Below are 26057 nucleotides of genomic sequence, written 5' to 3'. Positions count from 1 at the left end.
CGGGCGATCCGGACAACGCCGCCGAACGCACCGGAGCCCGGTGGGGGCGCGTCGAGCATCACCGACGCGCCCATGACCCGGCCCACCGCACAGCTACCGGCGCCAGCTCAGCGCTCGTGGCCCTGCGGCTTCAGTGGCGTCAGCGGCCCCTCCGGGGCGGGCAGGCGGGCGCGGGCGTAGCCATGGACCGCGCCGAAGCGGGTGCCTGACTGCCAGTCGGCGCGGATCTGGGCGATTCGCTCGTTGGTGCGGCCGATGAAGTTCCACCACGCGGCGATCTGATGATCGTGGCTCTGGTTCTGGGGTTGCGATGGCGCACCTGTGGCCGGTGTGGTCGGTGTGGCCGGGTGGGGTGATCGGTCCGGCGGCCCCTGAGGGCCAGGCCCTTGCGGGCTATATGGCACTCGGCTTTGGATTTGGGCCGCCGGCTCGCCTTGAAGTGAGCCCTGCTCGCATTTGTGGCTCGTGTTGTTTAAAGGGATTCATCCATGACGGGCCGTCGCGACCCGCCGCCCGGATTCCGCTGGGGCGTGTCCACCGCCGCCTACCAGATCGAGGGCGGGATGGACGAGGATAGCCGCGGCCGGTTGGTGTGGGACACCTTCTGCGACCGGGCCGGCGCAGTCGACACCGGCCGGGTGGCGTGCGACCCCTATCGCCGGTGGCCCGAGGACGTGAGGTTGATGCGCGGCCTGGGGCTCGACGGGTAACGGTTCTCGATCGCCTGGTCGCGCGTGCAGCCGGCCGGCCGGGGCGAGGTCAGCGGTGCCGGGCTCGACTTCTACGAGCGGCTGATGGACGGGCTGTTGGAGGCCGGCATCGCTCCGCTGCCCGCGCTCTACCACTGGGACCTGCCGCAGGCGCGACCGCCTGTCTTCGCCCTGGTCGTGCACTGGTTCACGCGTTTCCCGCCGCCCTGCAGCCAGCCGTTCAACTTTGGCGGCGGTGATCCTGTACGCCTGGGCTGCCACCATCAGAGGACGTCCCTGACGGCGAGCCGCGAGGAGCCACCGATGGTCAGGCCACTGCTGAAGCGCAGGCCGGCAGGCACGGCGACCACGATCTTCGCCGAGTCTTCGACCAATGGCTGCCCCGGCACGAGGTCGGGCCGTACCAGCTTGTTGCGGGCCGCTGACCTGGCAGACCACCGCCACGGACAGAATGACAGGGTGTCCGACGGGCCGAGGGCTACCACCAACGCTTCGGCCTCGTCCATGTCGACTTCGCGACGCAGGCGCGCACCCCTCGCGCCTCCTACGCCTGGTACCACGCCCTGATCGCCGTCCACCGGGCGAAGTCCGCTGCGCGGTAGCGGGGCCGGGTCCGATGGGCTGCGTTCCGGGGCGTTCGTGCTGCGGTGGCTGCGCTGCCGCCGGCGGCCCACGTCACGGTCGACGCGCCATCCGCTCCCCGCCTTCCCGCAATTCGACCGAATGCCGTCCTTGAGGGGGCGGCGGAAGGTGTGGGCCGATCGAGCGCTCCGCCCGCCGACCCTCCAGTTCCCTCGTGTCGGGCCTCGGCGGGTCAGCGGCGGGCGTCTCACCAGGCCGTGCCGTCACGTCGACACCGCGTAGAGGGTCGATCCGGCTGAGTTGTTGCCGCTGAGGAGGTGCACCCGTCCGTCGGCCACCGTCGGCGCAGAGCGTGACGTGCCGGTGAGCCCGGTCGTCCACTGCTGTCCGCCATGGGCGGCGTCCACCGCGTGCAGGGTGGTGTCGGTGTTGTCCGTTCCGCTGGAGAAGTACACGGTCGTGCCGACCTTGGTCAAGGACGGCTGGATGTCGTGGGGTGTCTGGACTCGCCACAGCCGTTCGCGGGACTCGACGTCCAGGGCGACCACGACGCTGCCGAAGCCGCTGGGGTTGTAAGTGGAGAGATACAGGACCCCGTCGGCGACGGCTATCGACCGGCTCTGGTTGGAGTCGTTGTCGAGACCCACCTTCCGCTGGGGCCGGCCGGTCGAAGAATCCACGAAGTAGAGGCCGTCCGAGCAGAAGGTGTGGATGCCGCCGGGGGAAGCCACCAACGGTGTGCGCGCATTGCCGGTTGCGAACTTCCAGCGCTGCTTGCCCGACTTCGCGTCGACCGCGTAGAGGGTGCCGAGTTCACTGCGAACGATCACCGTGCCGTCGTGGACCAACGGAGCGGCGCCCACGGAACCGTCGAGTGGGAACTGCCAGACCTTATCGCCCGACTGTGCGTCAAGTGCAAACAGCAGTGGCGGGTTCGGGTCGGTGCTCGTGCTGCTGGCGCTGGCCGCGAAGACCTGTCCGTCGGCGACGGCGGGTCGGGCCATCGACGCCCGGTCCAGGGCGTGCCGCCACCGCCGCTCGCCGGTGGCGGCGTCCACCGCGTGGACAGCCCCGCCCGGGGCACCCTCGTCAGTGCTGACGAACACCGTCGTGTCAGCCACGGTCGGCGGCGAGAGGTACCTTCCGACGGAAGGTGCTGTCCACAGTCGACGGCCGGTGACGGCGTCCACGGCGTACACTATTCCACCCTCGCCCTGGCTGACCTCAGTGCCGGTCCCGTACACGGTGCCGGCATCAACGGTCGGCGTCGACGATCCCGAGAGGGAGAGGGCAACACTCCACAGTGGCCGGCCGGAATGCCCGGAGGACCCCGGAGCGGCCGCCGGATGCGTGAGCCGCCAGCCGACGTAGCTGCCTCCTGCCGCGATCCCGGCGCCTCCGAGTCCCAGCAGCAGCCGGCGGCGGGGCACCCCGGCCGCCCCCGACACGGGCTCGTTCCGGTAGCCGGGGCCGGCCGGGGCTCCAGGGAGCAGCGGACCGACCGGCGGCCCGAATGTCCTGGCCGGGGGGTGTCCGCCGCCGATCGGGAGGTGCGGGACCGGTGGCGGGGCCGACGGCGGCTGCACGACCGTGTGCTCCCGCACGAGGTCGGCGACCGGACCGGGAATCCACCCGGACCCGGTCGCCACCACGGTCGCGGCGGGCGCGCCGGCCCCGGAGAACTCCGCCAACAGCGCGGCCACCGTCGGCCGCCGACCGGGCTCCTTGGCCAGGCACCGCACGACCACGGCCCGCAGCCGCGGGGGGAGTCCTCGGAGATCGGGTTCCTCGTACACGACGCGGAAGCTCAGGGCGTGGGCCGATCCGGTTCCGAAAGGACCTGTCCCGGTGGCTGCGAAGGCCAGCACCGCTCCCAGCGAGAACACGTCGCAGGCCGGGGTGAGCTGCCCGCCGGTCAACTGCTCCGGGGACATGAACCCGGGCGTCCCGACCACCGTGCCGGTCCGGGTCAGCGCGCTGGCCCCGCTCGCTGCCGAAATCCCGAAATCGATCACCCGGGGGCCGTCCGGGGCGAGCAGCACGTTCGACGGCTTCAGGTCCCGGTGGACCACGCTGGCGCCGTGGATCGCTTCCAGCGCTTCGGCCAGGGCGGCGCCCAGGGCCAGCACCGGACCCTCGGGCCACGGACCGAGCCGCGCCACCGCGGCACCGAGGTCCACTCCGGGCACGTACGCCGTGGCCAACCAGGCGGGCCGTCCCTCCGGATCGGCATCGACGACCCCGGCGGTGAAGACACCGTTCACGCGACGGGCGGCAGCCACCTCGCGGGCGAAGCGGCGCCGGAACTCGCGGTCCTCCGCCAGTTCCGGGCGCACCACCTTCAACGCCACCAGTCGTCCCCCGGGCGTTCGTCCCAGGTAGACCTGACCCATCCCGCCGGCACCCAGCCGCGCTACGATCCGGTACCGACCCACCCACTCGGGGTCCCCGGTCTCCAACGCCTCGAACGTGCTCATCCCCGTCACCTCTTCGGCATCCCCGCCCACGGTTGCGCACCATACTCAGCACATCCTTCCCGAAGCCCGGCCCGGGTGGGCGGCTTCTCCGGAAGCGGAAGCGGAAGCGGAAGGCGGCACGGCCTCGGCCGCCGGACCCTGGTTGCTGCCTTCGCCCGTCCGACGCCTCGGCGGTCCACCACGGCCGGACGGCGGAAATTCCGTGGGAGGAACCGGCCGCACCGTCCAGAATGGCCGCACGTCCTACGAAGCCGATCAGTTGCTCACCGACCTCGACCCGCTTTCCCACCCGCAGCGCCAGCGCCATGTCGCCCGCAGGGCCCGGGAAGTCGCCGTCGACGGCGAACTGGCGGCGTTGCTGGCCGGCCTGGAGCGATCCGGTGTGTACGGTCGTCGGCTGGCCGCGCTCGCCGCGTCGGCCGGCCGCGCCACCGGCTACCTCGCCGAGCGGCTGACCGACCCCGATCCGGTGGTCCGCGGCCACGCGCTGCGCGCCGCTCATTCCCAGGGCATTCCGGACGAGGCGATCGAGGCGGCCTTCACCGGCGCCTCCTGCGTGCTTCGCCGGGAGCTCGCCAGGGCCGTCCGGCGCGGCCGTCGGTACGGGCTGGCGGAGCGGCTGGTGGTTCGCCTGCGTGCCGAGTGGGGCGACACCGAGGCCGCCCGGCTGCTCTCCGCCGGCAGCCCCGGGTTCGTCGCCCGGATCCTGCCCGAGCTCGCGCACGCCGTGCCGCTCGCTCCCCTCGCCGCCCGCTTCCCGGACCAGGTGTTGGACCATCTGGAGCGGGTCCTCACCGAGCACCCCGAGGCGCTGCGGCTCGGGCAGCGGCACGCCTTCGCCGACGCCCTCGGCGCCGCTGCGCCGGCCCGCCCCGGGCGGGTCCTCGACCTGCTGGAACGGCTTGGCCCCCACCTCCCGCTGCGGCACGATCACCTGCCGCCGCTGGCCGCCACGGACGCCGAGCGCACCGTCCGGCTCCTCGCCGACCCGCGACGCGGCACGGTCGGCCCGTACACCACGCCGCCCTCGACCGGCACGCTCCGCCGGCTGGTGCACGCCGACCCGCCCTCGCTCCCCGCGCTGGGCCGCCGCTGGCTCGCCGCGCCCCGCTGCTTCGCCGCCCTGCTGCGAGCCCTCCCGCCGGGCCGGCGTGACGCGTTCCTCGACCTCGTCCACGTCGGAGCCCTCCCGAAGGAGGGTGAACTCTCCCTCCTGTTCCCGCTGTTCCCGCACGCCCGGCGCCATGCCGAGGCGCGGCGGCTGGTCGCCGCGCACCGCGCGCAGGGCCACCCCTGGGCGAGGATCGCCCCCGCCCTGGCGTTCCTGCCGACGGAGGAAGCCCAACCACAGCTGCGGGCCGCGCTCAGACGCCCCGACGCCGACGATCGGGCCGCCGCCTGGACAGCCCTGTTCGCCAACGCGGCTGCCTCCGCCGACCGCGCCGCCGTCCTGGACGCGCACGGCCTGTTGCCGCGGCTGCGCAACGAGCAGGACCCGGTGCGCCGCGCGGCGCTGACCGCGCTCGCCCAGGTGCCCGCCCGGCTGGTGACCCGCGAGGCGGTAGCCGTTCTCGACGCCGTCGTGGACGACGTGGTCGACGCCCGTGACTGCTCGTACGGCACCCGCGCCGCCCTGCAACTGCTGGTCACCGAGGTCCTGCGCGAGCACGCCGTAGCCGACGGAACGGAGCTGGTCGCCTGGGCACTGCGGAGCCTGCGGCGGATCGCCGGGCAGACCGGCACGGTGGAGCTCGGCCGGCTGGAGCACCGGCTGCGGCGGGGCCAGGAGCACGACGTGTTCGCGACCCTGCGGCCGTGGCTGGACGCGATGGCCGACACCGCGGACTACTGGCTGCTGTTCTCCCTGGCCCGCTCCCTCGGCCGACGCGCCCGCGGCGTCCCGGAGCTGCAGGAACTCCTCCTGCACGCCCTCCAGTTCGGGTCGGACAGCGCATTCGGGACCGCCGCCGCCCTGTGGTTGGACGATCCGCGCACCAGGGGAGCCCGGGTCGCCGAGATCCTGGAACTCGAGCCCTCCGCCGCCGTCCTGGCTCCGGTGCGCGCCGTCCTGGCCGAACAGCGCACCGACCTGCTCGACCCGCTGCTTGCCCCCACCCCGCCGTACGGGCGGTTCCTCAAGCGGCCGCACCGTGCGACCCTGCTGGAGACCCGGTCGGCGAGCCGCTGGACGCCGCGCCAGTGGCAGGCGGCCGCCCCCCTCGCCGCCGCGGCGGCGAACGACGCCACCCTGCCGCTGTACAGGCGCGCCGAGGCCGTCCATGTCGCCGCCGGTATCCCGGAGTACGGTGAGGTGGTTCTCCGCGCCCAACTGGACTCCTCCGAGGTGGTGCTCGTCGAGGCGGCGCTCGCAGCCCTGGCCTGGACGGACCGTCCGGCCGACGCGCTGGGTGACCTGCTGGCCCATGCGGGCGGGGACCGTGCCCGGGTCGCCGTCTACGCGGCCACCCGGGCCGCCCGCTTCGCCGCGCCGGGCGAGCTCGCCGAGCGGCTCGGCGACCTGTTCTCCGGGACCAGGGACAGCAAGGTCACCAGCCGCAAGGAAGCCGTGCGGCTCGCCGCGGAGCACCTGCCGACCCGGGCCGCCGCCGACGTGCTGGTCGCCGTGTACCGCGTCGAGGGCCAGCACCGCGATGTGCGGTCGGCCGCGGTCGCCTTCGCGACCGGTCTGCTGGACGCCGAACCCGTCTGGGAACTGCTCACCGAGGCCGCCGGGCCGGCCGAGGCATCGGTGCGCCGCGCCGTACTCCGGGGCGTCCCGGGCCGCCTCCCCGAGACCCACCGGGCCCGCTACGCCCGCCTGGTGGCCTCCGTCGCCGCCGCGCCGGATCCGGAAGTCGCCTCGCCCGCCATCGCCGCACTGTCGTGGTGGGCCGTGTGGGCCCCGGAAACCGCGGACGTGGCCCGACGAGCCGCCACCGATCCGGCGAACCGCGGCGCCTGGCGGGAGGCGGCGGGGACCGTCCGCGCGCTCGCCGCCTCCGGACTGCCGCACCCCCTCGGCGGCGCGGCCCCCGGAAGCCTGCTGCACGCCACTGTCACCGAACTCGCTGCCGCCGCGCGGACGGAAGCCGCCGAGGTCGGGGAGGACCGGGACCTGCCCGCCCGCCGGAGGTTGGCCCACCTCGCCGACCTGCCCGCGGACGACGACCACCGGCCGCTGCTCGCCGGCATCGCCGACCTGCTCGCCGCCGAACCCGACCTGGCGGGCATCAGGGCGGCCGCGCTGCGCGGGCTGGTCGATCCCGCAGCCGGTCCGCAGGCGCTGGCGACCGCGCTGGGCGCGCTCGCCGACGGGCATCAGGGCCGCCCGGCAGCGGCCGCGCTCACCGTGCTGGCACTGTCGCGCGAGCACGCCTCGGGACCGCTTCCGCCGCCCGGGACACTTGATGCGCTGGCGCGGACCGCCCGCCGGGACGGTGACACGGGCGCGGCCGCGGGACTGTTCGCCACAGCGCTGACGGAGGTGTTCGGGGGCCGCCTCGGCTGGCCCGGGGAATGGCAGGTCCTTCTGCACGAGCTGCGCCGCCACCCGTCGGCGGACGTCCGCGAGCGCGCCCACGCGGTCGTCACGCACCCGGAGTGACGACGGCCGGCTCCGGTGGCACACGAGGCCGGGCCGTCCCGCCGCTTCGCCGCCCGGGTTTCCGCTCGGGCGGCCCGCGTCCGCCAGAGCCCGGCAGCGGTGTTGGTGCCGGTCGGCGTCGCCGGTGGCGGGCAATCGTGATTCGTAGCAGCAGTCATTCGGGACCAGCCAGGGACCACCTGTTGCTCGTTCCCGTCGTCGGACAGGCCATCGGAGAACGAACAATGCGGGTTGTCTACTGTCTGGCGTGCAGTCATAGCCAGAGCCTGACAATTGGGGCAAGGGGTCAGTTCCATCGCGCAGGCGGGCGGCGGAGCCTCTGCTTCACATTCATGCCGGGGACACTGCAGGGCGCGGGTTGCGCGGCTGCAGTGGGAGGGCAGAGGGTCGCGACTGCAATGACAGCCTGTCCGGCGGGCCGAGGTGTGAGCGTCGCGGCGACGGCCGTCGGCTTCGGCCGGGTCATTGATGGAGCGAGCTTTCCATAGCGCAGGTGATCCCGTGGGAGGTGATCGTACGTGGACCACGCGGTGCCTTACCGATCGTCGTCTGGCTCCGGCATGCGGCGGGCGACGATCTCGGAGGCCTTCGCGCGAAGGTCGTTCCTCAATGCTCTGTCCCGGGCCAGTTCGGTGAGGAGGGCAAGACCGCTCTCGCGGTGGCCCTCGACCGCCGAGAGGATCTCGGCCGCCTCGATCCGAATACCTGCGCTCGTTCCGGTCAGGGTGGCGCAGCGGGCGAAGTCGGTGAGTGCAGCAACGGCCTTGCTCCGGTATTCCGCGATGTCTGCCAGCACACTGACAGCCATCAGCTGCATGTCCGCTTCGCGGGTGTTTGGGGAGGCTGAACGTGTTCGGTCATCGGTGTCGTTGAGGGCCTCGTTCGTGTCGCTGCCGAAGCCTTTCCTGGCGAAGTGCAGCAGCAGCTCCGCTCCGGTTGTCCGGTAGGCGTCCAGCCCGGCCAGTGCCTCGGCAGCCTGGACACGAGTGAATCCGTTGATGGACGTGTCACGAGCGAACTTGCCCAACAGCCGGGCGCCGTGGTCCCGATGCCGTCCAAGGCGGCTGAGGAAGGTCGCCGCTTCAACAGCAGGCTGCCCATGGGCCGCAGGGTGTTCCGCGAACATTCGGAGCAAGACCGCAGCCTCCTCCTGGTGTCCGTCCAGCACGGAAAGCGATCCGGCCGCGCGGACCTGACGCGGAGCTCCGATCGTGCTGTCCTTCGCAAGCCGGAGGAGGAGCGCGGCTCCCTCGTCCTGGTAGTCGTCCATCGCCGTGAGCGACTCAGCAGCCCGCGTGCGACTCCCGGCAACGAGTTCCGTGTCGAGGGCGATGCGGTGAAGTTCCCGGGCAGCGGTATCGCTGTGGCAGCGTACGGACCGGAGATAGCGGAACGCGGCGATCCGGGGAAGATCGTTCGGGCCCCTCTCTGTCGCCAGCTGCCCGAGAAGGGCAACGCCATGCTTGTGGTATCCGTCCGCTTCGGTGAGGAGGAAAGCCGCCCAGGCCCGGTCGATGCCATCGAGGCTCTCGTCCTGGGCAAGGCGTAGGAGGAGATGACAGGCCTCGGTGAACTGCCCGGGAAGGGTGGCCAGCGCCCTGGCGGCCCGTATCCTTTCGGGTCCGTCCACCGTACCGCTCCGAGCCAGGTGCGCCAGCCCACGTGCGGTGCTCGCATGCGGCAGCACCGTACGTAGCAGCGCCTGTTCGATCAGGAAGTGAGCGAGCTCCCCCACGTTCCCCCACTCGATGGCCCGCTCGACGGCGGCCTTGATCCCCTGGACCGCCGCCTCGGCGTACACATCCTGCCCGGTCAGTAGTTCGTCGACGAGGAAGCCCAGGTACGACGGCTCGGCGACCCGCGCGTCCGGCAGTATGTCGTTCCCGAACAGCTCCACGAGCAGAGCAGCGCGTGCCGCGTCGTCGCGTGCGGCGTGTCGCGCGGCACAGTGCTCCAACACGGTCTGGTGCAGGAAGTGGAAGTCCCCGCCCCGCTGCACCAGCATGCCCGTCGGCCGCAGTAGATCGCCGAGGAATGCGTGCCAGTGTTCCCGGGCGATGCCGCGCGGGCGGGCAAGGTCGGAACGGTTGGTGAGAAGCTCGATGGCAGGTGTGGGGTTGCCGGTGATGCGCTCGTACGCGAGCGCGTTGACAAGGGCGGGCAGGGTGTCGCGGACGTGCTCGGCGAGTGCCTCGGCGGCCCGGATGTCGGGCGGGTTCTGGTAGCGGGCGGCGAGGTTTCGAACTGCCTCCGCGTGGGTGCGGGCGATCCGCTTGTGGGTGTTCTGGTAGTAGAGCATTTCGACGAAGGAGCGGTATACCTCGGACCGCCCGGTGGGCAGTTGGCGGTCCGGCGCGGCTTGATGGAGACGGCAGAGCATTGCGGCCATCAGCGGTGTCCGAGCGAGGGTGCCGAGTCCGGACTCCCACAAGGCGGAGATGAATGCTTCGATGTTGCGCTCAGAATTGTCCGTTCCGCGGAACCAGCGTCTCGCGTACAGCGCGACGTCGGCTGCCTCGAACTGCTGGAGTTCGAGGCACGGGACCCCGCTCCCCAGCATGTCCAGGTCGGAGTTGGGCAGTGGCCTCGTCGCCACGACGAATCTCCATGGTGCGGTTGCCGAACGGGTCGCTGTGGCGATCAGATTGAGCACCCGGCCCCGCGCCCAGCTGTTGGCGACCTCGTCCAGCCCGTCGACGAGGACGAGCCACCGGCCGCCGGGCAGCGGAGGCAGACGGAACAGTTCCGCAGCGGGCCGGTCGAGTAGGGCGTAAGGTGCGAGATCGTCAGCGACGGCGTCGGCGATGGCCTGAGGAAGCACCGCCGTGCCGGTGAGCGCGGCGGCGTTGACCAGAACCGGGACGGTTTCCGCTCCGGCCTCCCCCCTCAGGAGGTGGGCTGCGGCTTCGATGAGGTGGTGGCGCAGCAGAGTCGACTTTCCGCCGCCCGGTCCGCCCAGAAGGACGCAGATGCTGCTGTCTGCGTCGAAGACCACCTCGGCGGGCGCGGCCTGAGCAGCCTCAGTATCACCGCTCGCGCCACGCACCTGCTGACGGACATACAGCTCGCTGACGGGCGGCACATCGAGCAACTCATCGTGATAGGGCACCCTGGCAGCCGCATCGCACACGGCGGTCAGGTAGTCCCGTATTTGCGCAGGGAATTCGGACTTGGCGGCGGCCGGAAGGGCCGCTGCCCTGGCGGCGCGCCACACCTGAGCCCAGACCGCCCGCTCCGCGAGGAGATGTTCCTTCAGCCGGCCGTCCGGCGCCTTGGCATTCCACGCGAGCAGGACTGAGACCACGTCCCACAGATCGACGAACTCGTTTGCCGGGCGCCCCTTGGTGAACCACTCCGAGACGGTCGAGGTGGACAGCGGGGCTCTGCCCGACCTTCGGCGGTTTGCCTCCTCGATGGCCGTCTTGCGTGACCTGCCCGGGGCTCGCACCGCTTCCTCCAGCGTGCGCAACCGGTTCTGCAGTGCCACACGTTCAGCTGTTGTCCGTTCCGCTCGACCTCTCTCCACGGGCCGAACCTATCCGATCGCATCCGACGGATCCGATCGGACGCACACCCGAATCCCGGTTGCCCGGTTTGCTGACCTCGCGGAACGCTGCCGAAGCGGCTGACAGGCACCCACCGGCTCCGACCAGTCCGATATCCGTACCGCCGATCCTGGCTACCCGGCTGACATGGAGTCCGCAAGTTCGTCCGAGGAAGGGAGTCATCCAGAATGAACCCGCTCACCCTGGCGGCTGCGACGCCCGTCGCCTGCCTGCTGATTGCCGCTGTGGCTACTGTCGTGCTCACGGTCGTTGCCCTGCGCGGCACCCCCGCCCGTGAGCGCGCCCTGATCATCAAGGCGCTGGCCGACCTGGTTCGCGCACTCCGAGGCGGCCGCCGCCCGAGGTGACGCGGCGCATGACCGCCCGATGCGGGCGCTTACCAATGTGTAATCGGTCAGGACGCTGAGGCCCGTTGTGCAGGGCCGAACCTCGTCGGGCGAATACAGAGACAGGCTGTTCGACGAGCCGAGGGCTACCACCAGCGCTTCGGCCTCGTCCACGTCGGCTTCGCGACGCAGCGGCGCACCCCGAGGGCCTCGTACGCCTGGTACCGCGACCTGATCGCGGCCCACCGGGCCCGGCACACCGGACAGTTGGCCCTCGCGGTGGGGGCGGAACAGCTCGGACCCGATGCCGGGCGGTGGGCCTTGTGGAACGGAGCCGCTCGCGGCCGCGCATCGCAGCCGCACCCGCCGTACCCGCGCCCTGCCCGGTGCGAGTCGCGAGCCCGAGGCCTGCCGCTCGCACCGGGCGGCTGCGGTCACTCCCCGTCGGCCTCGGCTCCGCGGGCGGATTCTTCGGGAGACCAGCGGAGCGTCACCTCGAAGTGGACGCCGGCGGAGCCGCCCGCCAGGATCACACCGACGCTGCCGTCCAGTTTGACGCCGAACTTGACCTCGATCTCGTCAGGTCGGCGTGGCAGGGCACGGAACGCCTCGATCACGTCGGACGCCGTGTTGACCGCGGTGTGCAGGGAGTCCCGCACCGTGGCGCCCGCTCGCTCCAGACTTCCCCGGCCGGCAGGCGCGACGCCTGTGCCGGCGCTCTCGCTCTCGACCACCAGCGTCCCGCCGGACGCGAGGGTGTATTCGGTACGTGTTGTCACTTGGCCTCCTGGCCTGGGGATCAGAATCCGCAGACGGAGCTCTGCGTCGGCTGCGGATAGGCGTCGGCCCGGACCTTGTCCAGCTCGGCGAGGATCGTCGGCAATCGGGTCGGGTCGTTCAGGTAGTCGACCACCGCGTGGTTGAAGGCGGCCGCCATGGTGCTGGGCATGCTGTCCGAGGCGTCGAAGCAGAGGGTGGCGGACGAGGTCAGCAACTCGCCGATCCGACGGGCGACGCTGCCGGTCGCGTAGCCGGACGCCAACCGCGTGGTGACGGCGCGGTTGGCGGAGAAGGCCGAGGCCGGCTGCCGGCTCGGCCAGATCTCCTGGGCCTCCGGGCTCGCGAGGAAGGCCATGAACTTCTCCGCCTCGGGCGAGTCGCGGAACATCGCGACGAGATCTCCCGACACCTCGTACGCCGGTGCCGGCGTCGGCGTCGGCTGGAACTCGGGGAACGGGACGAAGTCGTAGTCCCTTCCCAGGACGGGTTCGGTCGGTGCCGCGGGGTCCGGGGCGACCGGGGCGCCGTGGGTGAGGGAGCAGCCGGGCGGTGCGGTGAAGAGCGGACGGGCCCCCTCGCCGTAGCCGGTCAGGAGCGCGGTCAGCGGGCCGCCGTGGATCGCGCCCGGTGCGGCGACGATCCGGCCCCATGCCTGCCAGGCCTCTGCGACCTCCGACGAGCTCCACCCGAGCTTGCCGTCGACCCAGTCCGTGTAGGTGTCGGCACCCGACCGGTGCAGCAGGATGTCCTCGATCCAGTCGGTGCCCGGCCATCCCGAGTTGGGCGGGTCGGCCAGGGCCAGGCACCAGGGCGTCCCGCCCCGTTGGACCATCGACTCGCCGACGCCCACCAGGCCGGCCCAGCTGTCGGGCGGCCGGGCGGCGAGCTGCTGGGGGGCGTACCAGATGAGGCTCTTGACGGAGGCTTTGACCATGACGGCGTACGGAGCGCCGTTCACGGCCTCCCCGGCGCGGGACCACGGGGGGCCGTAGTCGGACTTGAGCAGATCGACGAGTCCGCTGCCGAGCTCCTTGTCCTGGAAGCGGTCCAGCCGGACCAGGTAGCCCTGCTGCGCGTAGGAGCGCAGCGCCCCGGGGTTGGCCATGACGGCCAGGTCCGGTTCCTCGCGCTTCTGTACGGCGGTCCGCAGCACCTGGTCGAGCGCCCGGGTGGGGGCGGCGCGGACGGTGATGCCGGTCCTGGCCTCGAAAGCCGTGAGCACTGCCTGGAAGGCGTTCTTCTCGGCCTCGGCGGTCCAGGGCGTCATGACGACCAGGACGCGCCGGCCGGACGAGCCGCCGAGGCAGGAGGCGGACGCCGCCAGCAGGGCGAGGACCAGAAGGAGCCGGAGAGCCGCCTGGCGCTTCTGCCGCATCACTGGCCTCCGAACCGGTACTCGTCGATGCGCGGGTTCAGCGCGAGAGCGGCCGCCGTGGCTGCGGCCGAGGTCAGCAGCACGAGAAGGGCCGGGAGGACGGCGGAGTAGGCGTCCGCCTCGGAGGCACCGCTCGTGAACGCGTTCTCCGCCTCGGCCTGTTGGTGACCTGTCTGCCCCGTCCCGACGGTCGCGGGTCCGGACGTCGGCGGTGCCAGGTGGGTTCCGCAGGAGCCGGCGGCCGGGCATTCCTGCGCGAGGACGGCGTACAGGTCCGCGTCGGCCCGGGCGGCGGACCGGCTCGCCTGCTGCTGTGCCAGGGTGACGGCTTCGGCGAACGGACCGTCCAGGGCCGAGCCCAGGCGTCCGTCCGAGACGCGGAGCGACAGACCGCACAACAGGGCCGTCGCGGCGAGGGCGAGCAGGGCAGCCGTCAACAGGATGTTCGACCGACGCCGGAACCGGCGGCGCAGCACCACCTGTGTCCGCGCGAACAGCACCAGCACCAGCGTGAACGGCACCAGGAACAGCAGGTCCGCGGCGCCCGCCAGCCACCTCGAGTCGCGCCGGGCGGTCAGCGCCGCGTTCTCCTCCTTCCGCAGCCGGTCCAGCGTGGCCGAGACCTCCCGGTACTGCAGGGTCGCGTACCACAGGGCCGGCAGGGCGCGGGTGAGGTCACCGGTCTGCTGGTAGTCGGCGGCGGCCTGTTCGAGCTCGGCGTTGTAGTTGACGACGAGCCCAGCGACGAGTTGCAGGTCACTGGCGCTCGCCGGGCCCGCCACGTTGTCCCCGGCCAGTTCCGCCAGGTTCTGGTTGATCGCGGCGATGTCGTTCCGGTAGTCGTCGCCGAGTCCGCCGAGGACCACGGTGCCCTGCTGGAAGCCGTGCACCGCCACGCGTTGGGCGTCCGCGAGCGCGCCGTACGCGGCTTCGGCCCGGAGTACCGCAGGGGCGGCCCGCTCGCCGATCGCGTCGGTTCCGGTGTGTGCCTGGCTGGACGCCACCAGGCACAGCGCCCCGGTCAGCAGGCTGCCCGCCACCAGCGCCCCGCGGAGCCGGCGCAGGGTGCGCGCGGTCGTGGAGGGCGTCGCCGGTTCGTCCGCCAGCGGGCCGTCCGCCGGCGGTCCGTCCGCCCCCGGTCCGTCCGGCGCCGCTCCGTCCGCCCCCGGTTCGGGCGCCACCGTGCCGGGGGCCGTCATCCGCCCGTCACCGCCGAGCTGTCGGTGAACTCGTGGTCGCAGTCGAGGTTCTCGCAGTACCGCGCGCCGGCCACCGCGACCCGGCCGCACCGCGGACAGTCGGGCCGCGGCGCCGACGGGTGCCCGGGCGCCGAACCGGCCCGCGCCGTCGGGTGGCGCGAGAGGCCGTACGAGGTGCTGGTGGCCGTGCCCATCATGGCCTGCAGGACATAGTCCGGATCGAGCTCCGGCAGCAGGCCGACCACGCCGCGTACGGCATCCTCGATCCGGACGACCTTGCCCAGCCGCCGGAGCGCGTCCTCGTTGCGCAGCTCGGTCGCCAGCGCCACGGCCCGGCCCCACGCCTCGCACGCCCCTTGGCGGTCCCCCTGGCGGAACAGCGCCCCGCCCCGCCATCTGAGGTCGTACAGCTCCTTCTCCCGCTCGTGGCGGCGCCGATCGGCCCCGAGGACGGTCTCCGGGGCCGGCTGGTCGAGCCAGCGCACGCTGATCACCTCCACCGAGCTGACGGGTGTGGCCAGTTCGGTGCCGATCGCGCCGGTGACCACCTCGACGGAAGCCAGGGTCTCCGGGTCGGCGCCGACCGTCCGGTCGCCGGTCACGGCGAAGGTCGCGACATACCGGCGTGCCTCGCTGCTCCAGGGGCCGGTCGGGTAGTCGGCCGCCGCCGTTCCGGCGAGCGGCAGGCGGTGGCCGACCAGGTCGGCCAGCGCCGGGTGGGCCTGTTCGAGCACCGACACCGACACCCCCGGTGCGCAGCGCACCCGCACGGCCAGGTCGGACAGCGTGCGGCCCATGGCGGCGCGGATCAGCGCGCGGAAGTCGGGCGCCAGGTCGGCCAGGTCGGGCACCGCGTCCGCCGTGCCCTGGAGTTCCTCGGCGATCCGTCTCAGCTCGGCGGGGTCCCAGTCCGCGCCGATACCGCGGGCGTCGCAGGTGAAGACGGAACGGCAGTCGGCGAGCACGGTCTCCATCGACCGCGCCGACCGGTCCTGGTGCTCGTTGCGTCCATCGGTGAGCAGGAGCGCGTGGCAGATCAGATCGCGGTGCGGTGCGAGCAGTTCACGGGCCTTGTCGAGCCAGGCGCCGATGACCGTGCCCTGGGCGCCGGGGGCGATCCGGTTGACGGCCTGCTTCGCCTCGGCACGGGTAGTGGCGTTCGCCGGGGCGAGGAAGGACTCCCGGGGGTAGATCATGGTTGCCTGGTGGGTACCGGCGACCACCGCGAAGCGGGTCCCGTCGCGCAGGGTGTCGATGGCGGCGCAACTCGCCTCCTTGGCTCGTTGGAGCTTGGTGCGCGGATCGCTCATCGACCCCGATTGGTCCAGCAGGACGACCTCGGCGAACCGCGCCTCGCTCGGCGGGCCCGCCCGCCGGTCGGCTGCGGTGCTCGCTGCCACGCTGAGGTAGACGTGCACCTCGCGTTCGTCCAGGGAGCGGTACCTGTCGTAGTTGGCCTCCAGGGTGACGCGCGGTGCTTCGGTCATGTGCCGATTCCTCGTCTGCAGGGAAAGGTTGACGCTCGGTCGACAGCGCTGGTTCACCGCTTGGTGACCGGTCTCACGGCGTTGGCCAGATCGACGAGCACGGTGTGGAGGTTCCCGTCCGGTGCCCCGTGGGCGAACGCCCGGTAGTCCTTCTCCAGTCGCAACCGGAGCTCGTGCTCGGTGACTTCGCCGTCGGACGCGGGTGGGCCCGGTCGGGGGGTGCGCCGGAGGTCGAGCCTGGCCTCCAGGATCAGGGCGCCGAGCCGACGCCGCTCGGGTTCGTCCAACGGCAGTGTGGCCAGGACCTGTTCGGCCTCGGCGAGGTCCGCGCGGTCGGGCAGGCCCGCGGGGCCCGTGCCGAGCCGCCCGGTGTGGATCCGCAGCGCGGCGATCCGCGCCGCGCGGTGGTGCGGTGAGGTGTCGGGTATCTGCCTCAACGCCGAGACCGCACCGGCCCGGTCGCCGCGGCGCAGCCTCGTCCGGGCGTGGCCGAAGGCGGCGCTCTCGTGCCAGCTGTCGTTCCGCCACACCGACAGGTAGGCCGCCGCCGCGGCGTCGAGCTCCTTGTCGGTCGCCGCTCGGTACTCGGCGCACAGTGCCAGCGCGAGCCGCGGCGCGAGTTCACCCGGCAGCATCCGGTAGCAGGAGGTGAACATCTTCTCCGCGCCGCCGAACTGCTGCTCGGCCAGGGCTATCAGCCCTTCGTGCCAGTTGAGCCGCCACCCGGGCCGCAACAGGCCCCTCGCCCGGTCCAGTGCGGCGCGCGCCGCCGCGAGGTCGTCGAGCCGCAGATGGAGTCGGCAGCGCAGCAGCTCGACCTCGGGCGAGGAGGCACGGGCGGAGGCCGGGGCAGGATCGGCGTAGGAGGTGAGCTGGGAGAGGGCGACCGCCGGATCGGTGCTGACCGACGCTCTGAGGAACCCGGCGGCGGAATCGCGGGCGTCGACCAGCGGCTCGGGCAGCCCGGCCGCTGCCGTGACCGGTGCGGGCGGCGCGGTGGCGAGCGGACGGCAGCTGCCCTCGGCCGCCGCCCGCAGCGCCGCAGTGCTCGTCCACCGGCCGAGCGGCGGCACTGCCCCGAGACCGGGGTCGACCAGCGTGGTGGAGCGGGCGAAGAGCAGGGACGGCGCGGTGTACTGGATGCCGTCCCGGACGGAGACCAACTCGCGCAGCACGCCGCTCAGTTGGCCTGCCATCTCGGTTGCCGAGGCGAACCGCAGCTGCGGATCGTCATCGGTGGCGCGACTGATGAGCCGGCGCAGCGAGGTGAAGCGGGCACTGTCCGGGTCGTCGGTGTACCACCGGAACAGCGACTCCAGGGTCCTGCCCACCGTATGGAGGTCGGTGGCGACGGTGGGTCCGGTGACCATCAGCTCCGGGGCCATGTAGTCCTCCGAGTACGCCCCGCTGCCCGGTGCCCCGGCCTCGCGCACCGCGCCGAGGTCGATCAGCTTGATCCGGGAGCCGTACACCATCAGGTTGCTCGGCTTCAGGTCGCAGAACAGGTACCGGCTGTCGTGGAGGTACTGGAACGCCCGGAGCACGCGCAGGACGTAGCCGATGACCTGCTCGGTCCCCAGCCGGCCGAACAGTTCCGGGCGCTCCAGGGAGTAGCCGGGTACGTACTCCATCACGAGGTAGCCGTGGTAGCCGTGCCGGGACCCGCGCGCCGGCTCGTGTGTCACGAAGTCGTAGATGTCGACGATGTCGTCGTGTCTGAGATCGATCAGGAACCGCTTCTCCTCGGCGGCCGCCTCGACCCGCGTGGGGTCCTCCGCGTCGATCAGGCCCTTGAGCGCCACCGGACGGTTGTTCAGGCGCTCGTCGTGGGCGAGGTAGACCCAGCCGAAGCCGCCGTGCCCGATGCAGCCCTCGACCCGGTAGCGGTCCGACAGCAGGTCGCCCCGGCTGAGTCGAGGCACGAACGAGTAGGCCGTCCCGTCGTACGGGCAGCGCCCCTCCAACAGGCTCGGCTGGCCGTCGAGACCTGTGCCCACGGGGCGGCGGCAGGCGGGATCGGGGCAGAGCCTGCGCTCCTCCGGGATTCGCGGAGCGGCGCGGACCGCTCGGTCCGGCTCCGGTCCGGCGATCGTCGGCAGCGTGACGAGGCCCAGTCCCCACCAGGGGTCGTCGCCGAACGGGCGCGGCGGCTGCACGAGCTCGGCGGGGCGCGCGGACGGCACCGCGCCGCGGTTCGTGGTCACCGGCACCGACTGCCGCGGGGCCCGCTCCCCGGCCGGCGGCCGGTCGCCGCCCTGCGGCGCGGTCACCAGCGGCGGAACCAGGCAGCGCCTGCAGTAGCCGGTCGCATCGAGTTCGCCACCGCAGCCAGGACGATTGCACCGGTTCATGCCTGCCTCCTGTCGATCTCGTGCCGAACGGCCCGGTGGTACTCCTCGACCCGGAGCTCGGCGAGCGGCAGGTCGCAGCCGCTGCTGTAGAGCAGCCGCCGGGCCGCCTCGTACGACTCGCCCAGTTCCTCGATCAGGCCGCGCGCCGCGGCCTCCGAGCGGTAGGCGTCCAGCCGCCCCCGGGCCCGGTTCCGCCGGGCGAGCAGGGCCGCGCACTCGGCGTTCAACCGCCGGGCCCGCACCAGCGACCGGGCGGCTGCCTTCTCGCAGGCGTCGAGTTCCCCCAGCAGCCATCCCCGGAGAGCGGATCCGGCGGCGGCCGAGCCGGTGTCCCGCAGCACCCGCAGGCGGACCGCGAGCGCGGCCGCGCCGGCGACCTGCGGCGGCGGCGCGCCGAGGATCCGCGGCGCTACGTAGTCGCGGCACACCCGGGCGTCGCGCTCGGCCGCCTCGACCTCCTCGACCGAGCGGTCGAGCCGCCCGAGCCGGTCGTCGAACTGCCGCTCTCCGCCGTGCCGACCGCTCGGCGAGGCAGTCGCGGCGGGCTGCCCGAGGCTCGCCGCGACCGCACTGCGGACATAGCGCGGAGGGTCGCCGTGGTAGGCGAGCAGCAGGCGCACGCCGATGCTCGACGCCCGTGCGGCGATCGGCTCCAGCAGCCGGTAGTACAGTTCGGCGGGGTCGGCCGCCAGGTCGACTGCGTTCACCACGACAACGATCGGCGAGCCCAACTCCGCCAGCTGCTGGGAGAGATCATCGCTGACGCGGTCGGTCAGCAGGCTCAGACTCTCCGCGAGCTGTTGGGCGACCTGCTCCGTCGTCCGCCCGGTCGCGTCGACGGCGGCGTCCACCTCGCCCAGCTGCGGGACGGTGCCGGGCGGGGCGCCGCTGACGGTTCCGTCGGGCGCCGTCCGACGGTAGCCCGGCACCGTCAGGCCCACCAGGCGGGACGTCAGCGCGACCGCGCCGCCACCGCCGATCGCACAGACCCCGCCCGGCCCGCCGGACGCCAGCCAGCCGACCAGGTGCCGGGTCAGCGCGAGCTGCACCGGGTCGTCCAGGACCTCCGGGACCTGCAGCGACGGCCAGTCGCCCGGTAGTACCCGCGAGGGCCGGCTCGTCAGATGCCCGTCGAGCACCGCGCTCGCGTACTTGTACAGCGTCCGGACCGCGATCATCCAGCTGCTCTCGGCGAGTGGTGCCCGGACAACCGCGATCACGCCGAGGATCTCACCGCCCGCGGCGAGTGCCGCCGCACCGCTGAACCCATGGTCCACGCGCGGCTCCAGTACCGCGTCGAGCTGTACCCGCTCCCCGGTGAAGTCGTACGAGGCGATCCTCGCACTGACCAGCTGGCCGTTGTCGGTTCCAGCCGGAAAGCCGAAGATCCGCACGATCTCGTCGTGCTGCCAGGTCCGTCGGATCCTCGCGCGCGGCGCGCCCGGCACCACGGACCGCAGGGCGAGGATCGCCACATCCCCGCGCTGGTCCGGTAGCGGCGGCTGCCAGCAGCTCTCGACCACGGTCGCCGGGTAGGCGTCGTCGGGACGTCCGGCGATGCGGACCCGGACCTCGCGATCGGCTCCGCGCCCGGCGCAGATGGCCTCCTCGACCACATGCGCACATGTCAGCACGTACTCGCCGTCGAGCATCGTCCCGGCGCCGTGCACGCGCCCCTGGATGTCCTCGATGCGCGCCAGCCAAGGATCCTCCCGCCCCATGGCTAAAACGCTACGCCAGAAGCGATCTGACAGAAAGTCATGCAACACGATCGGATCAAGTTGTGAACACCGCGGTCCCGACGCCTCCTAACGGGCCGGGGCGGGCCGGCCTGCGGTGGCCAGGCGGTGGAGCAGGTCGACGGTCTCGTCCTCGTGCGAGGCGAAGGCTCCGTGGTCGCTGTGCCAGGTGATCGCACGAGTTGCGCGGGAGGCGAACCGGCGTTGCAGGTCAGGGTGCATGACGCGGTCCTCGGTGCAGACGACGTAGGTGCTGGGGCGGTGGTGCCAGGCGGCGTCGGTCGTCGGCTGGTGGCCGGGAGCCATGGTCTGGGGGACGAGCCGGGCGGTGTGGCGGGCGCGTGCCTCGGCGCCGAGTTGGGCGTGGAACAGTCGTCCCGCGGCTTCCGGGGCGATCGTGGTGGTGCCGGCGGGGTCACCGACCATGCTGGACCGCAGGTCGGTGGGCGGTGCGCCGGCGAGCAGGCCGAGGGCGGTCTCGCCGCGGTCGGGCATCATCGCGGCCAGGTACACGAGGTGGTCGATCCTGTGCGGCGGAAGGCCCGTGATGACGGCACCGCCGTAGGAGTGGCCGCACACGACGGCGGGGCCGCCCTCGGGCAGCTGGTCCAGTGCGGTCTCGGCCGCGGCGGTGTCGGCCGCCAGCGACCCGCGGTGGAGCTCGGCGACGGCCACGGCGACACCGCGGGCCCGCAGCCCGGCGGCGACGCCGTCCCAGGCATGGCCGGTGTGCCACGCGCCGTGCACCAGCAGCACTCCTCGGGACGCGAAGGAGGAAGGGGAAAGGTTCATCAGGGGCCTCTCGGCGGTCGGGCGACGGCGGGAAACAGGGGCGGCGTGCGGACGGTGTCCACAGCTGCCGGACCCGCTCATAAGAGCCACCGGCGGGGAAAAGGATTCGGCCTCCGCCGGAAATCCCTCGTCGGGGTGCGCCCGGTCCGACGACCTGATCGCCGCCCACCGGGCCCGACGGACGCGACGGTTGAGGCCCCGGCCGACCTCGGTGCCGGCACCCCGGGTGTGACATCGGCCACACCGCTCCCGTCGGGTGGTGGCCAACTGGCGCTCGAAGCGGCCGAATCCGCAGGTCACGGGCACAATCCGGAGCTCCGGACGAACCGGGGCCGGTCGAACGAAATAGCTGGCCGGGCGGGTTTGGGCCTAGCCTGCCCGCCATGTCCCAGAACACGAACACTCCCGGCTTCCCCGGGCAGCCGGCCGCTCCGGCCGGCGATTCCGCCAAGGTGCAGCGCCAGGTGCAGCAGCAGGCGGGCGTCGGACCGGTCTCCGGTGGCGGCGGCACCCTCTTCTCCGAGCCGGTCCTGGTGGTGAACCAGAAGGCCAAGCTGATCGAGCTCACCAACGAGTACGCCGTCTTCGACCAGCAGGGCGCCACGCTGGGCTCGGTGGTCCAGGTCGGTCAGGGCGCTCTGCGCAAGGCGATACGGCTGCTCACCTCCCTCGACCAGTACCTGACCCACAAGCTGGAGATCCGGGACGCGCACGGCACCCCGGTGCTGCTGCTGACCCGCCCGGCGAAGTTCATCAAGTCGCGGGTGATCGTGCAGCTCCCGAACGGTCAGGAGGTCGGCCAGATCGTTCAGCAGAACGCCATCGGGAAGATCAACTTCGCGCTGGAGGTCGGCGGGCAGAAGGTCGGCGCCGTCAAGGCCGAGAACTGGCGGGCCTGGAACTTCTCCATCGTCGACGCGACGGACACCGAGATCGCCCGGATCACCAAGACCTGGGAAGGCCTGGCGAAGACGATGTTCACCACGGCCGACAACTACGTGCTCCAGATCCACCGCCCGCTCGCCGAGCCGCTGCTCAGCCTCGTGGTGGCGACCGCGCTGACCGTGGACACCGCGCTGAAGCAGGACGCCCGCGGCCTCGGTTAGTCGCGACCGCGACCCGTGCGTTGCTGCTGCCCCGCCCCTCCGTCCAGGGGCGGGGCAGCAACAATGCACGGCACGAACAACACACGGCACGAACAACGCGCGGCACGAACAACGACGGGAATGGACTCAGCCTGGGCGGCGGCGGGTGAACTCCGCGATCTGGCCGCGCCGCAGGGCGTCGAACTTGAGGTCCTCGCGGCCGGGGTCGGGGAGGATGGCATTGGGCCAGACCAGTGCCAGTTCGTAGCCGAAGTCGGCGAGCCAGTCCAGGCGTTCGGTGAGGATGGCGTTCGGTGCCTGGGTCTTGCGGGACTGCTGGAGAACCGGCCAGAGGTTCTGGGTCCGGCGCATCGGTCCGATCTGGTCGAGGACGACCTTGTCGCCGCGGGCGGCGGCGTCCCGCTGCACGGCGTCCAGCTCCGCGCCGGTGATGCAGCCGAACTCGCCGAGGAACGGGCGCGGGCCGCTCAGACCGGAGAGCACTGGCAGGGCGTCCAGGCCCGGGACCGAGGCGTAGTAGTGGAACTGCGGGCGGGTCACCTTGACACTGCCGAAGACGTTGCTGATGTCCCGGTAGTAGCGGTGCCCGATGGTGGACGGCAGGCCGACGGCCTCCACGGCGGCGACGCAGTCCTTCATGAGTGCGACGAGCGCGTCCTGGTCGACGGTCGGGCCGAAGAGGTCGCCCGTGAGCGGACTGACGCACCAGTAGGGTTCGTTGACGACAACCACGGCGTGGACGACCTTGCGGTGCTTCGCGATCGCCGCGACCAGCGGCTTGACGGTGCCGTTGACGAACGTCGCCCGGCAGTTCGGGTCCTCGGCGACGGCCCGTCGGCCACGGCCGTAGTTGAGGTCGGTGGGGGCGGCAGGACCGGGGCCGAAGTACTTCAGTGACCAGGCCTCCGGGCCGTCGAAGAAGCCGTAGTCGAGCAGCACCGGCACGATCCGCAGACCGGCCTTCTCGACCTTCACCAGAAGTTCCTCCACGTCGTCGAGGAACTTCTGGTGCACCCGGTTCGGCGGCTCGAACCGCCAGCGGTTGCCCCCCTGGAAGGCGGAGACACAGGACACGGTGCCGTCGTAGTTGACGCCGTGCGCCATCAGCCACATCCGCACCACGGTGACGCCGAGGCCGCGCAGCGTGGCCAGGTTCCGGTCCAGGCCGGAGCCGGCCGCCTGCCACGGATGCGGCTTGCCCTTCTCGTGGATGTTGGGCCCGATGGTGATCGGGTCGTTGCGCATCCAGGGGTAGTTGACCCCGACTTCCATCGCGGCCTCCGCCGGCTCAGCTCATCTGCGGGAGGTTGGTGTTGAGCTGGATGTCGGTGCCGGAGGAGGGGGTGTACTCGTTCCACTCGGCGATCAGCTCGCCCTTCTCCCCGGGCTGGACGACGGGAACCGGCGTCACGGTGCCGTTGTGCCGGTGCAGCAGCCGGTCGAGGGTCAGCCGGCCGGGGTCGGGAACCGCCACGACCGTGCAGGTCTCCTGGAGGTCGCGGTGGCGGGTGGAGTCGATCACGACCGGTGCGCCGGGGGTGAAGCCCCGGCTGGAGGTGACCGGGATGGTCACCGGCAGTGCGGGGTTGACCGGGTTGGGTCCGATGACGGCCGAAGAAAGGCCTGCCGGGTGGGGTCGGGGTGGCGGATGTGGCGGATGAAGTCCCAGGAGTCGGGGGCGTCCCAGAAGTAGGAGTAGAGAAAGGTCACCACGTTCTCCCACTCCACGGCCTGGTTGACGAACCGGACCAGGTCCTCGTGACGCCTCAGCCTGGCCCAGGCGCCGTCCGGCGGATTGAGCGCCCCCGGTGCGAACCCGGCGCCGTGCGCGGTGTCCACGCCCGCCGCGCGGAGCGCGTCCACCGCGCCGGGGGCCATGAACTCGTACTCGGTGCCCAGGAGATGGCGGAGTACGCACTTCATGATCTCGTCGTTCTCCTCGCGCCGCAGGGTGAGGGTGTCCACCCCGGCGAGGCGGTCCTCCAGGACGGCGATCCGGTTGGCGATGTCCTGCTGCTCGGCGAGGTACCTGGTCTGCGCGGCGTCGTGCAGCATGTTCCACACCTGGGACTGCCAGCGGGAGAACAGCTCGGGCGTCCGGGCGGTGGTGACCTTCAGGCCCACCCAGGCGGGCCCGACGTCATGGAGGAAGATCAGCACGTTCTGCTCGCCGGTGCGGCCCTTGAAGGCGTTGTACGGCGGGTCGCTGAGCACCACGGCGTCGTGCAGGGGATCCCCGGAGTCCTTCTCGAAGCCGCTGCCCTCCACGCCGTAGTGCATCCGCGGGTTGCCGCTGAGCATGCCGAGGTGGAACTCGGCCGTCACGGCGGAGACGGCGTAGCCGTCCTCGATCCGGAAGCGCATCGGGTAGAAGTGCCAGCCACCGCCGGCCGGCACGGTGTCGTTGGGGAAGATCTCCTTGGTGGCCTCGGGTGGGTCCGGCACCTGCACGCCGTACAGGTCGCCGAGGTAGCGGTAGTGCTTGCGGTTCGGCGGAAATCCGGGCGCCTGGTCCGCCGGGCGGACGTCGTCGGTGATGTCGTCGTGCGGCAGGTTGAAGACGAAGGGACCGAGGGCGGCCCGCAGCGCGGCCAGCTCGACGTAGTCCTTGCGGATCGCGGCGGAAGGCTCCGGGACCACGATGTCGTAGGCCGCCCGCAGGCCGTACCGGTAGAGCCGGACCCGCCAGGTGCGCAGCAGGCTGAAGTAGTCGATCCGGACCGCCTGCGTCTGGCTCGGGTTCTTCACCGTCCGGGTGGTGGTCTCCTCGGTGCCGGTGACGGTCAGCGTGGAGATGGTGACCTTGTGCTCCTGCTTGGCCCGCGAGGACGCCTTCTGGGTCAGCCCCGAGGCGTGCTTGCGGCTCTCCGACGCGGAGGTGGAGGAGCTGTCCTGGGCGGTGAACCCGGACGAGGCCGAGCCGTTGATCACCGGAATGCCGCCGGACACGGTACCGGTGATGTTGAACTGGTTGGAGTGCTGCTGCTGGCTGGCGGTGGACTGGGAGAGCTCGGTGTTGTCGGTGACCCCCGTCTCGCTGTAACTCTCCAGCGAGTCCGTCACGATGGAGGTGAACTCCCGCGAGGTGACCGACCATTCCTTGTGGGTGACGGCCGTTTCCTCCAGCGGGGCCAGCGGGATGGTGGCGATCAGCTCACCGCGCTGGATGCCGGCCGGCGCCATCTCCAGTCGCTCCAGGTTGAGCATGCTCAGCCGGCTGGAGCGGGTGTTGAACACGAGGCTCTGGACGGCGACGAGGGCCCGGTCGGCGTGCGCATCCCCGGCCTCCCCGGCGTCCACGCCGCTCCCGGTGCGCCGCAGTTGCGCGACCGCGAGGCCGAACGCGACGAGTTCGTCGACCGGAACCCCGGCGAACGGCGCCGGCCCCGGAGTTTCCGCCGCTCCCTCCTCGTAGCCGGCGAGCAGCCGGACGAGCGGCGCCCCCCGGCCGGCTGGCCGGCGGCCCGCGCGGCGGCCTCCACCTCGCCCGGGCGCAGCGCCAGTTGATGGGCGAAGCTGTGCTTGAGCAACGCCTGGCCCCCGGACGGCAGCGTGATGTCCAGCGCCACCAGGGTGGCCTTGGGAATGTGCCGCGAGGCCGGCGCCAGCACGGGCGAAGGGTCCGCCGAAGCCGGGGGAGCAGCCGGGCTCGGGGCGCCAACTGCCCCCACCGGAACGGCTGATGGCGGGTGGCCGACGGTGTTGGCGGGCTCGGATGCGTGATCGGACATGGTCGTCCCCCCCGGACGCGTCGATCTGGCGAGCAGTCAGGAAGCAGGCATGCCAAGCCTAGGAATCCCGCCCCCACGATGGCCAGGCCCGACGTCCACTGTCACCTCATCGAGTGACACCATCACGGCCGGGCGTCATCGCTCTGCAGTTCGTCCTAACGGAGCTCAGTTCGATGCCGAGCGGCGATGGGGGCATGGAGGCGAATGTCACCCAATGTTTATCGGTCATTGC

General features: G+C 72.1%; 17 protein-coding genes and 3 pseudogenes. 7 read left to right on the top strand and 13 right to left on the bottom strand.

Annotation, left to right across the window (positions count from 1 at the left end):
- Positions 1-488 precede the first annotated feature (488 nt).
- Positions 489-863, top strand: a pseudogene (locus ADK60_RS46990) (family 1 glycosylhydrolase); the annotation flags it as partial.
- A 110-nt stretch (positions 864-973) separates the two neighbouring features.
- On the opposite strand, the gene ADK60_RS45910 reads toward ADK60_RS46990, so the two are convergent.
- The gene (locus ADK60_RS45910) at positions 974-1216 is read right to left on the bottom strand and encodes a hypothetical protein (RefSeq protein ID WP_053649528.1); all 243 of its coding nucleotides are present in this window, start codon (positions 1214-1216) and stop codon (positions 974-976) included.
- A 12-nt stretch (positions 1217-1228) separates the two neighbouring features.
- Between ADK60_RS45910 and ADK60_RS48510 the strand changes: the two are divergent.
- Positions 1229-1312, top strand: a pseudogene (locus tag ADK60_RS48510) (hypothetical protein); the annotation flags it as partial.
- A 243-nt stretch (positions 1313-1555) separates the two neighbouring features.
- Here the strand turns inward: ADK60_RS48510 and ADK60_RS27400 are convergent.
- Positions 1556-3769, bottom strand: coding sequence for a serine/threonine-protein kinase (locus ADK60_RS27400; RefSeq protein WP_053649526.1), 2214 nt, complete (start codon positions 3767-3769; stop codon positions 1556-1558).
- Positions 3770-3971: 202 nt separating this feature from the next.
- Between ADK60_RS27400 and ADK60_RS27395 the strand changes: the two genes are divergently transcribed.
- Positions 3972-7373, top strand: a complete 3402-nt coding sequence (locus tag ADK60_RS27395) for a hypothetical protein (RefSeq protein WP_053649524.1) — start codon at positions 3972-3974, stop codon at positions 7371-7373.
- A gap of 535 nt (positions 7374-7908) precedes the next feature.
- Here the strand turns inward: ADK60_RS27395 and ADK60_RS27390 are convergent.
- Entirely contained in the window at positions 7909-10860 is a 2952-nt protein-coding gene (locus ADK60_RS27390; RefSeq protein WP_053649522.1) for an NACHT domain-containing protein, read from the bottom strand.
- A 246-nt stretch (positions 10861-11106) separates the two neighbouring features.
- Here ADK60_RS27390 and ADK60_RS27385 point away from each other — a divergent pair, with 246 nt between their 5' ends.
- Both ADK60_RS27385 and ADK60_RS43865 read left to right on the top strand, forming a co-directional pair.
- The gene (locus ADK60_RS27385) at positions 11107-11286 is read left to right on the top strand and encodes a hypothetical protein (protein WP_053649520.1); all 180 of its coding nucleotides are present in this window, start codon (positions 11107-11109) and stop codon (positions 11284-11286) included.
- 117 nt (positions 11287-11403) lie between these two features.
- Positions 11404-11514, top strand: a pseudogene (locus tag ADK60_RS43865) (family 1 glycosylhydrolase); the annotation flags it as partial.
- A gap of 185 nt (positions 11515-11699) precedes the next feature.
- On the opposite strand, the gene ADK60_RS27380 reads toward ADK60_RS43865, so the two are convergent.
- The 7 genes from ADK60_RS27380 to ADK60_RS27350 form a co-directional block, all read right to left on the bottom strand.
- Complete coding sequence (locus tag ADK60_RS27380) at positions 11700-12044, bottom strand: CU044_2847 family protein (protein ID WP_159400605.1); 345 nt, start codon at positions 12042-12044, stop codon at positions 11700-11702.
- Positions 12045-12064: 20 nt separating this feature from the next.
- Entirely contained in the window at positions 12065-13420 is a 1356-nt protein-coding gene (locus ADK60_RS27375) for an ABC transporter substrate-binding protein (RefSeq protein ID WP_053649517.1), read from the bottom strand.
- The gene (locus tag ADK60_RS45100; protein ID WP_053649514.1) at positions 13420-14619 is read right to left on the bottom strand and encodes a GlnX family signal transduction membrane protein; all 1200 of its coding nucleotides are present in this window, start codon (positions 14617-14619) and stop codon (positions 13420-13422) included. The genes ADK60_RS27375 and ADK60_RS45100 overlap by 1 nt, the downstream gene beginning before the upstream one ends.
- Positions 14616-16106, bottom strand: a complete 1491-nt coding sequence (locus ADK60_RS27365; protein WP_053649512.1) for a vWA domain-containing protein — start codon at positions 16104-16106, stop codon at positions 14616-14618. The genes ADK60_RS45100 and ADK60_RS27365 overlap by 4 nt, the downstream gene beginning before the upstream one ends.
- A gap of 53 nt (positions 16107-16159) precedes the next feature.
- Entirely contained in the window at positions 16160-18457 is a 2298-nt protein-coding gene (locus ADK60_RS27360; RefSeq protein WP_053649510.1) for a serine/threonine-protein kinase, read from the bottom strand.
- Positions 18454-20178 (bottom strand): trypsin-like peptidase domain-containing protein, encoded by a 1725-nt coding sequence (locus ADK60_RS27355; RefSeq protein WP_079008720.1) that lies wholly within the window; start codon positions 20176-20178, stop codon positions 18454-18456. The genes ADK60_RS27360 and ADK60_RS27355 overlap by 4 nt, the downstream gene beginning before the upstream one ends.
- A gap of 87 nt (positions 20179-20265) precedes the next feature.
- Positions 20266-20988 carry an alpha/beta hydrolase gene (locus ADK60_RS27350; RefSeq protein ID WP_063783276.1) on the bottom strand — a complete coding sequence of 241 codons (723 nt, stop codon included), beginning with the start codon at positions 20986-20988 and terminating at the stop codon, positions 20266-20268.
- Positions 20989-21221: 233 nt separating this feature from the next.
- Here ADK60_RS27350 and ADK60_RS27345 point away from each other — a divergent pair, with 233 nt between their 5' ends.
- Positions 21222-22094 carry an LURP-one-related/scramblase family protein gene (locus ADK60_RS27345; protein WP_478331252.1) on the top strand — a complete coding sequence of 291 codons (873 nt, stop codon included), beginning with the start codon at positions 21222-21224 and terminating at the stop codon, positions 22092-22094.
- A 126-nt stretch (positions 22095-22220) separates the two neighbouring features.
- Here the strand turns inward: ADK60_RS27345 and ADK60_RS27340 are convergent, their stop codons facing one another.
- Genes ADK60_RS27340 through ADK60_RS27330 form a run of 3 tightly spaced genes read right to left on the bottom strand, consistent with a single transcriptional unit; the run spans position 22221 to position 25394 of the window.
- The gene (locus ADK60_RS27340) at positions 22221-23366 is read right to left on the bottom strand and encodes a hypothetical protein (protein WP_053649505.1); all 1146 of its coding nucleotides are present in this window, start codon (positions 23364-23366) and stop codon (positions 22221-22223) included.
- A 16-nt stretch (positions 23367-23382) separates the two neighbouring features.
- The gene (locus ADK60_RS45905; protein WP_053649503.1) at positions 23383-23667 is read right to left on the bottom strand and encodes a hypothetical protein; all 285 of its coding nucleotides are present in this window, start codon (positions 23665-23667) and stop codon (positions 23383-23385) included.
- Entirely contained in the window at positions 23664-25394 is a 1731-nt protein-coding gene (locus tag ADK60_RS27330) for a hypothetical protein (protein ID WP_053649501.1), read from the bottom strand. The genes ADK60_RS45905 and ADK60_RS27330 overlap by 4 nt, the downstream gene beginning before the upstream one ends.
- Here ADK60_RS27330 and ADK60_RS45900 point away from each other — a divergent pair.
- Entirely contained in the window at positions 25365-25601 is a 237-nt protein-coding gene (locus tag ADK60_RS45900; protein WP_199839775.1) for a hypothetical protein, read from the top strand. The genes ADK60_RS27330 and ADK60_RS45900 overlap by 30 nt on opposite strands.
- The last annotated feature ends 456 nt before the right edge of the window (positions 25602-26057 follow it).

Origin of the sequence: Streptomyces sp. XY431 (assembly GCF_001279805.1) — a bacterium.
Lineage (GTDB): Bacteria > Actinomycetota > Actinomycetes > Streptomycetales > Streptomycetaceae > Kitasatospora > Kitasatospora purpeofusca.
This window is presented reverse-complemented; position numbering and strand designations above follow the sequence as displayed.

Bases quoted from the DNA above. Each gene is read 5' to 3' on its own strand.
- ADK60_RS45100 (WP_053649514.1), bottom strand. From the start codon at position 14,619: ATGACGGCCCCCGGCACGGTGGCGCCCGAACCGGGGGCGGACGGAGCG.
- ADK60_RS27360 (WP_053649510.1), bottom strand. From the start codon at position 18,457: ATGAACCGGTGCAATCGTCCTGGCTGCGGTGGCGAACTCGATGCGACC.
- ADK60_RS27350 (WP_063783276.1), bottom strand. From the start codon at position 20,988: ATGAACCTTTCCCCTTCCTCCTTCGCGTCCCGAGGAGTGCTGCTGGTG.
- ADK60_RS27355 (WP_079008720.1), bottom strand. From the start codon at position 20,178: ATGGGGCGGGAGGATCCTTGGCTGGCGCGCATCGAGGACATCCAGGGG.
- ADK60_RS27365 (WP_053649512.1), bottom strand. From the start codon at position 16,106: ATGACCGAAGCACCGCGCGTCACCCTGGAGGCCAACTACGACAGGTAC.
- ADK60_RS27400 (WP_053649526.1), bottom strand. From the start codon at position 3,769: ATGAGCACGTTCGAGGCGTTGGAGACCGGGGACCCCGAGTGGGTGGGT.
- ADK60_RS45910 (WP_053649528.1), bottom strand. From the start codon at position 1,216: ATGGACGAGGCCGAAGCGTTGGTGGTAGCCCTCGGCCCGTCGGACACC.
- ADK60_RS27375 (WP_053649517.1), bottom strand. From the start codon at position 13,420: ATGCGGCAGAAGCGCCAGGCGGCTCTCCGGCTCCTTCTGGTCCTCGCC.
- ADK60_RS27385 (WP_053649520.1), top strand. From the start codon at position 11,107: ATGAACCCGCTCACCCTGGCGGCTGCGACGCCCGTCGCCTGCCTGCTG.
- ADK60_RS27340 (WP_053649505.1), bottom strand. From the start codon at position 23,366: ATGGAAGTCGGGGTCAACTACCCCTGGATGCGCAACGACCCGATCACC.